The sequence below is a fragment of the Cyclobacterium sediminis genome (genome assembly GCF_054781075.1).
Genome location: NZ_BAAGVC010000008.1, coordinates 49,519 through 64,015, shown reverse-complemented (window position 1 = coordinate 64,015; position 14,497 = coordinate 49,519). Strand labels below are relative to the sequence as shown.

Here is a 14,497-nt window from a genome sequence, read left to right as displayed (position 1 = left end):
TCCTAAAAGATCATTTTTAAAAATATATCAATCACTATATTTATAGAGCATTAAAAAAAAATTAATAAATTAAAAATAACATATATTTTTAATGGGTATTTTCTAAATTTAGAGTTGATAAAGGTTCAGCTTTTAGTAAGTCTAATTTTTAATAAATGTTTTAGTATTGAAAATTTTTAAAAAAAATTTACCAAAGCGATTTGATAGTATACACAAGCTCTTACTTTCTGGACTGGTAGTATCTTTAGTACTAGCCTATCAAATTTTTGAATCAAAAGGCGAAATATTTACATTTTTTGCACCAATATCAATTTCAGACCAAGTGGAAACTCAAGTTCTTTATAATGGAGACTTGGAAATTACGCTGGATTTGCTTTCGATAGACTATTCAGGTGATCAATCTAATTTAAGCTTGGAAATTCTTCCAGGTACAGGATATTCATTTTCGGGTCAAACCATTGATCCCGAGGTGATTTATGATGACAGTTGGGACTCTAAAGGAAAAGAAATAACAGTTAATATTCAGGTATCTGACGGCATAGAGGTCAGCGAAACTTATCCTTTCAAAATACTTGTGATCCCTCCTATATTACCACTTTCCTATTTTGAAAATAGTTGCCAAGGGACCATAACCTTATCAGTAAGTGCCTATAAACCTGATCAAAGACATGAAGAATCTTACCCCTTTACCTTTAACCTGATAGACGAATCAGACAATATACTATCTACTGTAACAGTTAACAATACCGCCCCATTTCAAAGTTCGGCATCTGTTACCTTTGGTTTAGATAATGAATTGGATCGAGAAGCTCAATATAAAATTGTGGCCATAGACAATATGGGCAGAGAATATTATAGAAATGCCGGGCCCCTTGGTCAGGCTTATTCATTGGATTTTGAACTAAACTTCGCAGGGTTTCTATGCCCTGATGATGATACCGGAGTGGTTGAATTTATTATTTTCAATGCCGCTCTTCCTGTAAACAATTTTGTTATTATAGATGAGGATGGAAATGAAACACCCACTGCTTTTGATGTGGTTTCAGACGATGATGGTTTCGCTGTTATTCAGGTTCAAAATTTAGATGTAGGAACCTATACCCTTGAAATTGAAGACCGGTTTCAATGCAATGGCCGTGAAAGTTTTACCATCGTTATCCCGGAACCATTAGAAATTGTCGAATCTGTTGAACATCTTGCCTGCTACGGCGATACCAATGGGGAAATAAGTCTACTGATTAACGGCGGCTGGTCCCAGCCTTTTGCTGGAAATCCTCGTGAAGACTGGATCAAATACGGTGTCACCTGGTTTGACGAAAATAATGAAGAAGTAGATGGTGACATCAGTACTTTTGTGACTGAAGATGGTGAAATCATTGCCATGGAAAGTAAGCTTCAAAATTTACCTGCTGGAGATTATTATGCGACAATTTCAGACCGTGGCAGGTTATTTGACATTGCAGGAGCCGATCCCCTGGTGTGCGAAAGATCTACCCCTTGGATAACTGTGGAAGGTCCGGCTGCCTTAGTACTCTCTGAAACCGTTGAAAATATCAGCTGCCATAATGCCAATGATGGAGAAATAAGCATTGCCCCTTCAGGTGGCGTTCCGGGTTATACCATTGCCTGGTATACCGGTAATTTTGACAATTTAAATGTACCTAATACAGATGATCTGGATATTTTACCGCCAAGTCCAAATGATGACGTTTTTAAGAGACAACAATTAGCACCCGGGGAATATGCTGTATTATTAACGGATGAGAATGGTTGTATTTTGGCTAAGAATTTCAATATAACAGAACCGGATCCTTTAACCTTAACTGAACTTGATGAGCTAAGGCAAGATGTTAGGTGTTTTGGAGAAGAAACCGGTATCATCGCTTTGGAATTGTTTGAAACCACCCCCACTCCTTTTTCCATTGAAGTCTTTCATGATGGTGAATTAAGGGAAGTTTTTGGCCCTGTAATGACCACTACTTCAGACACTCTGTTTTTTAGAGACCTGCCAGGCGGTACCTACGATTTCAGAATTGAGAACAGTCAAGGATGTAATTTCCTTTTGGAGGGTATAGTAGTAGATGAGCCAACCACGGGCTTGCAAATTGAAAATACTATCGTTTCGGAATTCAATGGATATCAAATATCCTGTGCAGGTGCTGCAGATGGAAGCATCAGTCTAGACATCAGTGGAGGTATTGGAGACTTGGATTATTTCTGGACAGGGCCAAATGGTTTTGAAGCCACTAGTAAGGATATTAACAACCTTGAACCGGGTGAATATCAGCTCATTGTTACCGATGAAAATGTATGTACAGCAAGTATTGAAAGCATTATTATTGAGGAACCTGCCCCATTTTCACTAAATGAAATCATTCCCGAAAGCAATGGTTTTAATATAAGTTGTTATGGCGCTGCCGATGCCAGTATAGACCCCAACCCTTCCGGAGGAACCGGCAACTATACCTATTCCTGGACAGGCCCGGATGGTTTCACTTCAGCGAATAGTACCCTAACCAACCTTTTGGCCGGATCCTATTCTTTGTCTATAACTGATGAAAACGGATGTTTAATTGAAACAAACTACGAAATATCCGAACCGAATGAATTAATTGTAACTGAAGACATTGATGCACGAGTACCTGTAACCTGTTTTGGAGAGAGAAATGGTGAATTTTCAATTGCGTTTGAACAGCAATCTCTGCCTCCTTATACCATTACTTTAAAGTTAATGGACGAATCTTCAACTTTGCAGCGGATTACTAACTTTAGTGAAAATAGTTATTCTTTTACAGGGTTAGCTGGTGGACTTTACTCGGTGAATATTGAAGATGCAAATGGCTGTAATCTACTAATAGAAAATATTTTGGTGGACCAACCTGAAACAGGCTTACAACTGACCGACGTCCAAATCTCCGATTACAATGGATATGAGATTTCTTGTGCAGGAGAAAGTGATGGGTCGATTTCATTTAATGTCACAGGTAACCAAGGTCAAATTAATTACAGTTGGACAGGGCCAGGTGGTTTTACCTCCATTGAAGACAATCTTCAAGGATTGGTAGCCGGTACTTATGAGTTACTTCTGGCCGATGAATCCGGTTGTACCCTTAGCCGAACCTTTGAAATAGAAGAACCGGATCCTTTGGCTCTGCTAGATGATGTTTCAGATTACAATGGATTTGGTGTTCAATGTAATGGAGGAAATGAAGGATTTATTTACCTTGATATTATAGGTGGTACAGGTAATGCTGCAATAAGCTGGACCGGTCCGAATGGCTTTGTCTCATCAGAAAACCGCTTAGAAAACCTATACTCAGGGACTTATAACCTAACCATTACAGACCTTAATGGCTGTGAAATCGTTAAAACCTACAACCTTACGGAACCACAAGGTTTGGAAGTGGCCGAACTTACTGATGAAAAAGTCAATGTTTCCTGCTATGGCCAATTTACAGGAGTGCTCGCAGCAACAATTACTAGAAGTTCTGCAGGACCTTATCAATATACTTTATATGATGCGGATAATGAAGTGATTAGTGTCTCTCCTACTACCTCTGAATCAATCTGGTATTTCACCAATCTTGCGGCCGGGATATATTCCTTTACTGTGAGTGACATTAATAATTGTCTACAAGAAGTAGAAAACATAGAAATCACCCAACCGGCAACAGGTTTACAAATCGAAGAAGTAGAAGTTTCAAATTACACGGGTTTCAATATTTCCTGCTTTGGAGCAGAGAATGGTTGGATTGACGTAAGCACTTCAGGAGGATCAGGTGATTATGTCTACGAATGGGAAGGACCTGATGGTTTTACGGCAGACCAACCTTCCATTGAAAATCTAAAACCCGGAGCTTATCAGCTTACAATTACAGACCAAAATGGCTGTGAAGTGGTTACTGATATCATAAATATTAATGAACCGGATCCTTTAGAGAGCAATTCGGATGTGTCTTTTCATAATGGATACGAGATCACTTGCCATGAAGCTGACAATGGAAGCATTTCATTGGCTCCTTCAGGTGGAGCGGGCAGTTATACCATTTTTTGGACAGGCCCCGGAGGATTCAATTCCAATAATGACCGCATCAACAACCTTGCACCAGGTAATTATGAAGCTACTATTTCAGATGAAAATGGATGTGAAATAACAGAGCAATATACGATTTCAGAACCTGCGGCTTTATCGCTTACAGTCCTTGAAACAATCGATGTCTTGTGTTATGGGGAAGCAACCGGAAGCATCGCAATCCAGGTAGAGGGAGGAATTGCAAATACTTACACCTATGAATGGAGTCGAAATGGGCAGCCCATCTCTCCTACCAGTGCGAATCTTGATGGACTTTTGGCAGGAGCCTACTCGGTAATTGTGACAGATGCCAATGGCTGTCAGATCGGTCAATCGAATATAACTATCTCACAACCGGATGAAGCACTGGAGGTCAGCATGACACAAACGGAGGTATCTTGTTACAATGCCAATGATGCCGACCTTTCAATAGACATTCGGGGAGGGGTGGAACCTTATCAAATAAGTTGGAATATAGGTTCCACGCAAAGATCTTTTGAAGGCATTGGCCCGGGATTTTATCAGGTGACCGTGACTGATGCCAATGGCTGTACAGTAGTAAAAGAAACCACCATTGCTGAAGTGCCCGTATTTGAAATTGATCCGGTTGTTAATCCAATCTCTTGCTTTGGTGAAAAAGATGGAAGCATATTATTAAACTTAAATGGAGGGCTTGCACCTGTTAAAGCAACCTGGGCACACGGTCCTGAGCAGTCCTCCTTGTATAACCTTGGCCCGGGTGTTTACAGTGTGTATTTGGAAGATGCCAAAGGATGTACCATTGAAAGAACCTTTAACCTGCTGGAACCGGATTTATTAATGGCTGTTGGACAGGTAGATGATGCCCTAGACTGTGAAAACAGTGAAAGTGGTGCGATCAACCTAACAGTTTCAGGAGGAAGGCCTCCCTATAATTATTCTTGGAGCAATGGAGAAAGTACCCAGTCTATTTTCAACCTTACCAATGGTGATTACTCAGTAGAAGTTACTGACCAATCAGGTTGTTATGTTACCCAAACTTTTGAGGTAAGAAGACCTGACCCAATTGTAATTAATTTAGCCAGTACCACAACTACCCATTGTGAACCAAGAGAAATATTGGAGACAATTGATCTAAATATAGATGGAGGTGTGGCCCCTTATACCATCGCCTGGAGTAGTGGTGAAGTTTCCAACAATGGGTACAGAATGGAAACCAACAGCCCCGGAAATTATGAAGTAACCATCACTGATGGCAATGGCTGTATTCAGACCCGTAGCTTTGAAGTGGAAAACAATGTGGTGTTAGCCGAGGGAGATTATTTATCCTCATCTTTTGGTCAATATGAGGAGAATTTGGCCAATTTTGAAGTACAATTTATCAATAAAAGCAGTGGGAATATAAGTAATTATTATTGGGATTTTGGAGAGGGTAACAATAGTCTGGAGGAAAATCCTATACATAGTTATCAAGTTCCCGGAACCTATACGGTCACGCTAATGGTAACGGATTTTTGGGGTTGTGAAACTTACGATACTTTCGAAATAATAATTACTGATTATTTCCTTGAAACCCCCAATGTATTTACGCCAAATGGTGACGGGGTTAATGACACCTATTTCCCGAAGTTTGTGCACGTGGATCATTTAGTGTTCACTGTAATGAACAAATGGGGAGAAATTTTATATCATTCCGAGGATCTGACAGATAATGGCTGGGATGGCACCTATCGTGGTCAAAAATCAAGTCCTGGTAATTACGTTTATAAGTTAAATTATACCACTGCAGACGGAAGAGATTTTAGTGAAACCGGTGCATTTATGCTTTTAGAATGAGAAAGATTAAGATCATATTGCTCCTTATTGTCAGTATCGTTTTCTACTCGAGAGGCCTAAAAGCGCAGGATTTTCAATTTACCCAATTTTATGCTGCACCCCTAAACTTGAGTCCTGCTTTTACAGGGGCCATGGAAGTTACCCGTGTGGGCATCAATTATAGAAAACAATGGCCGGGCCTGGGGTATGATTTCAATGCCTATGGACTTTATTTTGACACCTATATAGACGAAACCAATGTGGGCTTTGGTTTTTCAGCATCCCAGTTCTCTGAAAGTTTACTGAATATACAGTCAACAGATTTAGCTGGTTACCTCTCTTATAAACTCATATTAAATAACCAAAGCTTCCTTCGATTTGGAGGTCAATTGGGGCTTGTCAATAGAAGTTTAACCTTACAGGAAATGGTATTTGGGGATCAAATAGATTTACTAAATCGTACTGTAAATCCTTCCAGTATGGATCTATTACCAGGTGAGGACAGCAAATGGTATCCTGACATTGCTTTTGGGGCATTGCTTCAGGCTCCGGATTTTTGGTTTGGTATCAGCAGTAGCCACCTCTCCCGTCCCAATATCGGCTTTCTCGAAGATGGGATAGGAAATAACTTACCTATCAAATGGGCCGTTCATGGCGGTTATGTCAAAAACTTGGATAGAAGGTTGTTTAAAACGGCCGATATGCGAAAGGTTTTTTCTGTCTCATTCAATTATAAAAGACAGGGGACCTTCCAACAAATAGAAGTCATTCCACAAATACAAGTTGAAAACTTTATTGGAGGCTTGGGCTTCCGGAATATCACCAGATTTAATGAGTTGCCTGATCAAAACTCCATCAATGCAGTGCTGGGCTTTAGCCTATTAAATGGCCTCACTATGGCTTATAGTTACGATTATATGTTGAATAAATTTAGCAACCCTGCACATGTTTCTCATGAAGTATCGATTTATTTTACAGACCTTATAAAAAAGCGATTTATGCAAACCATTCTCCCCTGTCCACCCAGTAATGCAGATTGGAGGTATTAAAGAGAACTCAACCCGAGATTTAAAAATTTAATTCTTTTAATTGACTATTAATTTAACCTCAATCCTTTCATCAATAATCAAAGCCCAAAATGACTCTTAAACTGAGAAAAAAACTAAGCTTAGTTGCAGCTTATTTCCTTACCGGCATGCTAAGCATTTTACCTGGACTGGCACAACAAAACCAATCGAAAAATCATAAAGTAAGTGATTTAAAATCCAAAGTAGAGGAAGCTATAAAAAAAGGAGTGTCCTTTTTTTATACTGTCAATACAGAAGGTGGGTACGTGTATTTTGTAACGCCCGATTTGACTAAAAAATGGGGTGAGATACCCCTAGATAATCATACCATAGAAGTACAACCTCCCGGGACACCTGCCGTCGGTCAAGCATTTTTAAGCGCTTATAAGGCCACAGGAGATCAACAAGCCCTCGACTATGCCAAAGAAGCTGCCTATGCATTGATAAGAGGACAAAATAAATATGGAGGCTGGAACCATACCATCAATTTTAAAGATTTGGATATGGATAAAGTGAGCTTTGATGATAACCAAACCCAGTCAGCCATTAGCTTTTTAATGGCGCTAGACCAGGAAGTTGAAGATGAACTAATCCACAAAGCCACTCAAAAGGCATTGAAAATGATGGTTGCCACCCAATTAAGCAACGGTGGTTGGCCTCACAAATACCCTGAACAAGGAAACTATCATGATTATGCTACTTTTAATGATGGAGGAATCAATGATTGTATTCGAGTCATGATAGAGGCTTATCAATTCTATCCCAACGATGAAGCAATTGAAAAAAGCTTGAAGAAGGCAGCGAGATTTATGAATATTTCTCAACTCCCTCCTCCCCAACCCGGTTGGGCACAACAGTACAATGAATTTTTACAACCTGCCTGGGCACGCACATTTGAACCTCCGGCTGTTTGTCCGGCAGTAACCTTAAACAATATCAATACCTTAATTGATTTGTACCTTGCCTTGGGGCATAAAACTATACTTGAGCCTATTCCTGATGCCCTAAGGTGGATGAATGAATCAAAAATGGAAAATGGCAAGTGGGCAAGGTTTGTAGAAATCGGAACCGGCAAACCTCTTTATTATGACAGACCTAGGATTCGTGTAGAAAAATTAGAGGACCTTCACCCGGAACGACGAACAGGATATGGTTACCAATCTGATTTGCAAGCACGTCTTGAGACAAGTACTTCTCGCTACGAAAAAGCAATGACTTTGGGATATAAAGATTTATTAAAAGCAGAAGAAGGTTTACAAACCAAAGAAGAAGTAGCCAAACGTTTGGAAGAAGTCAGTTCAAAAGTAATCCAAATCATCAGCGAACAAGAAAAATCTGGTGCTTGGATTACAAAAAATGACACTTTCAAAAAAAGAATGCCCGATGGGGTCAGATGGAATGGTCAATACTTAACCATGGATCGGATCAGTAGTCAAGTTTTTAATAATAATATAAACCATTTGACCACATATATTGATCTAAGCAATCAACTGGATAAATTTAAATAGTATTAAAACTTGTTTAAATTTGAGAAGGTATTACACAATACATCTATTTAAATGAATTAATTACAAAGGAAGAAAACGCTTTCAATAAATGACTAAAAAAACACTAGGTATAGGAATGGTTGGTGCCCGGTATGGAGCGCGCATGCATCACGCAAACTATATGGGCTTAACTCCTGGTCTGGTTGAAATCAGAGGTATCTGCGCTCTAACAGAAGCAAGCGCTAATTCATTTGCTCAAGATATTGGGGTGTCTTTTATAACAACTGATCTTGACGAATTGCTCGGTAGGGAAGATATTGACCTGATCGATATATGCACTCCACCAGCTTCGCACCATGAGATTGCCATAAAGGCCGCTGAGGCCGGTAAACACATCATCATGGAAAAACCACTCACAGGGTATTTTGGCGAACCGGGAGATGCTGAACCAATAGGTTTTCATGTACCACGAGCAAAGATGAGAGCGGGAGCCAGCAAAAATGCTGAAGCTGTAAGAGAGGCTGTGAAGGCAAACAATGTACTTTTTTGTTATGCCGAAAACTGGGTCTATGCCCCACCAATAGTGAAAATGCGTAACCTGATCGCTGCTTCCAAAGGTTCGGTGCTTGAATTAAGGGCAGAAGAAAATCATTCCGGATCAAATTCCTTCTTTTCCAAAGAATGGAAATACATGGGTGGAGGCGCCTTGCTTAGAATGGGCGCACATGCTGTTGGAGCATGCCTTTACCTCAAGCAATGGGAAGGACAGCAACGCAGAGGAAAAAGTATTTTGCCGGTGTCAGTAATGGCCGATACGGCAGACCTAATTCATACCAAGGCTTCAGAAAATGCCAAAGAGGCCAAGGCCCATCAATGGATCAGCTCTGACCCGGTAGATGTAGAAGACTGGGCCAATGTAGTGATTCGTTTTGATGATGGATCCCGTGCCACTGTATTGGTTAGCGACGTTGGATTAGGAGGACTAAACACCCGTGTTACTGCATTTATGACGGATGGAGTCATCAAGGCCAATATGACTGCGAATGACGTGATTGAAACTTACGCCGTAGACCCCGAAACTTTTGCTAGTGAAAATTTTACAGAAAAATTAGAGACCAAAGCCGGATGGAATCGGCCAAGTTGTGATGAAGACTGGTTTCGTGGATTTTCACGAGAAATAGAGGATTTTATTCACGCAATCCATGAATCACGCGAACCCCTTTCAGGGATAGATTTAGCAGTGGATGTGGTGAATGTAATCTATGCTGCCTATCAATCGGCCGAAGAAGGTAGAGTTATCCAATTGTAATCTATTTTTTTTTATCCGGATGATAATGCCATTGTGGCTTTGGGACTTTGAACCTTGTAAATAGGAACGGCCAAATTAATTGAATCAACCAATCAGCATCAATGATCCCATATTCATTGATGCTGATTGAATAAGATAAAGCTTAAACCTTTTCTCACCTCAGTTAAAGGGCAAATTAGCATATACTTTTGACTAAAAGTTAAAATGATAAATACTGTCCAAAGAGTATTTATCACCATATGTATTGTAAAACTAAAATTTAAATTTCACTTATCTACTTTGATAACCTAATGCATTTAAGGCTCGATTTTTGAGAATCATCTGTTTTGTATGGCAACCCTAACATAAAAGGCAAGGTTGAATAAACTTATCCCTACCAATCCAGTTATTGATATATGGCTTTATTGCAATTCACTGAAAAAGGTATTTATTGTAAAAGGGCAAATGTATACATAGACCCATGGAAACCTGTGGACTATGCCATCATTACCCATGCGCATGCGGACCACTCACGTTGGGGAAACAAGTTTTACCTTTGTCATCATTTATCCAAACCTATTATACAACACCGTTTAGGATCAGATATTCATATTGAATCAATGGAATACCTGGAAAACAAAACCATCCGCGGGGTTTCCTTTAGCTTCTATCCTGCCGGTCATATTATTGGTTCTGCTCAAGTACGGGTTGAATACAAGGGCGAAATTTGGGTAGCTTCTGGGGATTATAAATTGGAAGACGACGGGTTTGCAAGCCCATTTGAGCCTATCAAGTGTAATACCTTTATTACTGAATGTACCTTTGGTTTACCGGTATTTCAATGGCAGGATCAAAAGGAGGTATTCGACGACATCAACCAATGGTGGAACAAAAATCAAGAGGAAGACAAAGTCACCATCCTAACAGGGTATTCTTTAGGAAAAGCCCAGCGCTTAATTCAAGGTATAGATCCTTCTATTGGGAAAATCTTCACGCATGGTGCCATAGAGAAAACCAATGAAATCATCCGAAATATGGGAGTAAAGTTGAACCAAACAACTTATGTAAACCCTGAGATTAATAAATCGGCCTACAGAGGGGCTTTAGTAATTGCGCCCCCATCTGCCTTAGGTACTACCTGGCAGAAAAAATTTCAACCTTTCGAAGTCGGCAATGCCTCCGGTTGGATGAAGCTGAGAGGGCCAAGAAGAAGACGGTCTTTGGATAGAGGGTTTGTATTGTCAGATCATGCCGACTGGGATGGGCTAAATGCAGCCATAAAAGCAACATCCTGTGAAAAAGTAATAGTCACTCATGGATACACCAATGTATTTAGCAAATGGTTAAATGATCAAGGAATAGACACTCAGATTGAAGCTACAGCCTTTGAACCGGAGGCAATGGAAATCGAGAGTAAAGATAATGTAACATGAAAGATTTTGTCCAACTTTTTACTCAACTTGATCAAACTACCAAAACCTTAAAAAAGGTAGCTGCTTTGGTAGAATATTTTGATGGTGCCGAGGAAAACGACAAACTTTGGACCATAGCCATACTGAGTCACAGAAGACCCAAGAGAAGTGTAAGAACTTCCTTACTGCGAGCTTGGGCTGCCTCAGCTGCTAATGTACCACTGTGGTTGTTTGAGGAGTCTTACCATATCGTGGGTGATTTGGCAGAGACCATGGCTTTGATGCATCCTAATCTTGAAAGCAAACATGACAAAAGCCTTAGTGAATGGATTGCATTTATTATCGATTTAAAAAATCTCGAAGACGAGCATCCCACCGAATCGGAAGATGTGTTGGCTACAAAAAAAGAAAAAGTGCTCTGGGCATGGAATCAACTTGATGAAACCGAGCGTTTTATCTTCAACAAGCTAATGACCGGAAGTTGGCGGGTGGGGGTTTCTCAAAAACTGATGACAAGGGCATTGTCCCGGCACAGTGGCATTGATGAAAATACTCTATCCCATAGATTGATGGGCAACTGGAGAGCAGAAACAAGTAGCTATCATCAATTAATCATTGCAACTGATCCTGCAGATAAAATATCTCAACCTTACCCTTTTTATCTGGCTTATGGCTTAGAGACCAATATAGAAGAATTGGGAAAGCCCAATGAATGGCTGGCCGAAAGAAAATGGGATGGAATTAGAGGACAATTGATAATCCGAGAAAACCAGCTTTTTTTATGGTCAAGAGGAGAAGAATTAATAACGGACAAATTTCCTGAATTTGAAATACTTACCGAAGCCCTTCCTCAAGGAACTGTCATTGATGGAGAAATTATTGCTTATCAAAGCGATCAACCACTAGGGTTCAATGTATTGCAAAGTCGAATAGGTCGTAAAAATGTAAGCAAAAGCATCTTGGATAAGGCTCCGGTAATAATGATTGCTTACGATTTATTAGAACTGAATGGGGAGGATATTAGGGAATCTTCTTTGCAATATAGGCGACAAGAATTGGAAAAACTAGTGAAAAACGTAGCCTCCAAAAAATTGCTTATTTCCGAATTGGTGGAGTTTAATGAGTGGGAAGATTTAACCAATGAAAGGGCCGATTCACGGAAATATCATGCAGAAGGCTTGATGCTTAAAAATAAATCCGGCACTTATAAAGTAGGTAGGAAAAAAGGGGATTGGTGGAAATGGAAAATTGATCCATTAACCATAGATGCTGTCCTTTTATATGCCATGAGAGGACATGGAAGAAGGGCCAACTTATATACCGATTACACTTTTGCAGTGTGGAAAGGCATGGAACTAGTACCATTTGCCAAAGCCTATTCCGGCCTAACTGACAAAGAAATTAATGAGGTAGATGCATTTGTAAAACGAAATACCATTGATCGTTTTGGGCCGGTAAGAAGTGTTAAACCGGATTTGGTTTTTGAAATTGCATTTGAGGGAATAGCCAGGTCATCCCGTCATAAATCAGGTGTAGCCTTGCGATTTCCAAGAATGTTTAGATGGAGAAAAGACAAACCTGCAAATGAGGCCAATACCTTAGAAGATTTAGAAAATTTATTGAATTTGTATGGCTGAAACCATATCAAACAAATAAATTAAAAAATATCTTTCCTAGCTCTATTTTTTAGAAAATAAATTCAAAAAAGCGTAATAATAGCAAACTACAAATACAAGAAGTAATATCCGGTGTTTGCACACTTAAGCAACTATTTTTATCTTGATCAAGGCTTTTCGTTAAATAACCAATTAATTTGATACCGAATACTTATAAAAAATGATTGAATCAATACATTAGATTAAAATTCTCTACAATATTTAATGAAATTATCCCTTTCCTAATTTTAGCGCAATTTATGGACCTTAATTCAATAAAAATCGCTCCTATTAATAGCAAGCTTTGCGCAAAACAAAGCCATAGACCCTATGCAGTCTGTTGGATAAAAGAGGGTATTACAGGCATTGAGATTGGCAACCATCTATACGAAAATGTCTCTAATTCTATTTTCTTTTTAAACCCTATTCACCAGTGGGAAATAATTAGAAATAATAATGAATCTACGGGTTTTATCATGTATTTAAGCAAAGAAGTTTTGGATACACCTGTATTAAAAAGCTTACACATCAATAAGGTCAGACTTTTTCATCAGGATGAAATCCCGCTGTTTAAATTAAGTCCGGGAATAGAAAAGAGAATACAGGCAATTCTTGAAATGATTGATGAACTTTCTGGTTCTCAACTTAACCACAAAGAAGAGGCTATTTTGTCTTTACTGAATACATTCTTCGTTTACTGTGATGGGCAGTGTAATATCAAATCTGTGGTTTCAAATAATAATGCCAAAACCAAGATAGTTTATAACTTCAAAAGACTCGTAGACAAGGAAGTTTGCGAATACCATAAAGTAAGTCATTATGCCAGCATTCTAAATATCTCATCAAAATATTTGAATGAATGTGTTCAAGAAATTCTTTCCACAAGTGCAAAAAGTATTATTGTAGAACAATTACTGATGAGGTCACGACATGAATTAAAATTTTCCAACAAAACCTTAAAGGAAATCAGTTTTGGTTTGGGTTTCTCCTCACCTGATTATTTCAGTTTTTTTTTTTAAATCTCATACAGGAATTAACCCTTCCATCCTAAGAAAGGGGTAATTGTTCTTATTATCTAAGGTTTTACCGTACTTTTCACATTGTAAAACATCCATTGCTGCCATAATTTGCATAAAAACTTAAATCATGGACAGGAAAAAATTTATCAAGACTTCAGGCCTAGGATTAGCATTTGTCCTAAAACCGGAAATTTCGCCTTTTCAATCGAATGGCTCAGAAAAAAGCTCCAATGAAAAATCTAAAGTAATTAAAGCTTCAGAAGGGAGCGTTTTAAATGTAATTGGTGATATTCAAACCCACAAATTAGTAGGTATTGAAACCGGCAATCAAATTGTTGAATGGGTAGACAATGTTGAACCCGGCGTAGGAATACCGCCTCATGTTCACAGTAAAGAAGATGAAATATTCCGGATAATTGAGGGTGAAATCGAAATAATGGTGGGGGGTAAAACCTCAGTTTTGAAAGCAGGAGATATAGCGTATGCTCCCAAAAACATCCCGCACTCATGGAAAGTAGTTGGAACAAATAAAGCCAAAATGATCACTTCTGCCTTCCCAGCGGGAATTGAATATATGTTTCAGCAATTAGCAGATTTACCGGAAGGACCACCGGATTTTAATAAAGTGGCTGAAATTTGTCAAAAACACGGGGTTAGTTTCGTTTAGGAAAAATTCTTTAAAAGTAAAATTTTGAGCGATATT

The 14,497-nt window shown here is 39.0% G+C and carries 8 protein-coding genes; all 8 read left to right on the top strand.

Going from position 1 to position 14,497, the window contains the following annotated elements; translation table 11 throughout:
- The first annotated feature begins 322 nt into the window (after nt 1-322).
- The 8 genes from ACYVHJ_RS11050 to ACYVHJ_RS11015 all read left to right on the top strand — a co-directional run bounded on the left by ACYVHJ_RS11050 (nt 323) and on the right by ACYVHJ_RS11015 (nt 14,461).
- A complete protein-coding gene (locus ACYVHJ_RS11050) occupies nt 323-5,887 on the top strand; it encodes a PKD domain-containing protein (RefSeq protein ID WP_460514738.1) in 5,565 nt (1,854 codons plus the stop codon).
- Nucleotides 5,884-6,915, top strand: a complete 1,032-nt coding sequence (locus ACYVHJ_RS11045) for a PorP/SprF family type IX secretion system membrane protein (protein WP_460514736.1) — start codon at nt 5,884-5,886, stop codon at nt 6,913-6,915. Before ACYVHJ_RS11050 ends, ACYVHJ_RS11045 begins: the two co-directional genes overlap by 4 nt.
- An 89-nt stretch (nt 6,916-7,004) precedes the next feature.
- The gene (locus ACYVHJ_RS11040; protein ID WP_460514734.1) at nt 7,005-8,441 is read left to right on the top strand and encodes a pectate lyase; all 1,437 of its coding nucleotides are present in this window, start codon (nt 7,005-7,007) and stop codon (nt 8,439-8,441) included.
- An 88-nt stretch (nt 8,442-8,529) separates the two neighbouring features.
- Nucleotides 8,530-9,729, top strand: a complete 1,200-nt coding sequence (locus ACYVHJ_RS11035; protein WP_460514732.1) for a Gfo/Idh/MocA family protein — start codon at nt 8,530-8,532, stop codon at nt 9,727-9,729.
- Between the two features lie 395 nt (nt 9,730-10,124).
- A complete protein-coding gene (locus tag ACYVHJ_RS11030; protein WP_460514730.1) occupies nt 10,125-11,141 on the top strand; it encodes a ligase-associated DNA damage response exonuclease in 1,017 nt (338 codons plus the stop codon).
- Nucleotides 11,138-12,757 carry a DNA ligase-like domain-containing protein gene (locus tag ACYVHJ_RS11025; protein ID WP_460514728.1) on the top strand — a complete coding sequence of 540 codons (1,620 nt, stop codon included), beginning with the start codon at nt 11,138-11,140 and terminating at the stop codon, nt 12,755-12,757. The genes ACYVHJ_RS11030 and ACYVHJ_RS11025 overlap by 4 nt, the downstream gene beginning before the upstream one ends.
- Before the next feature lie 278 nt (nt 12,758-13,035).
- The gene (locus ACYVHJ_RS11020) at nt 13,036-13,794 is read left to right on the top strand and encodes a helix-turn-helix domain-containing protein (protein WP_460514726.1); all 759 of its coding nucleotides are present in this window, start codon (nt 13,036-13,038) and stop codon (nt 13,792-13,794) included.
- Between the two features lie 127 nt (nt 13,795-13,921).
- Nucleotides 13,922-14,461 carry a cupin domain-containing protein gene (locus tag ACYVHJ_RS11015; protein WP_460514724.1) on the top strand — a complete coding sequence of 180 codons (540 nt, stop codon included), beginning with the start codon at nt 13,922-13,924 and terminating at the stop codon, nt 14,459-14,461.
- Nucleotides 14,462-14,497 lie beyond the last annotated feature (36 nt).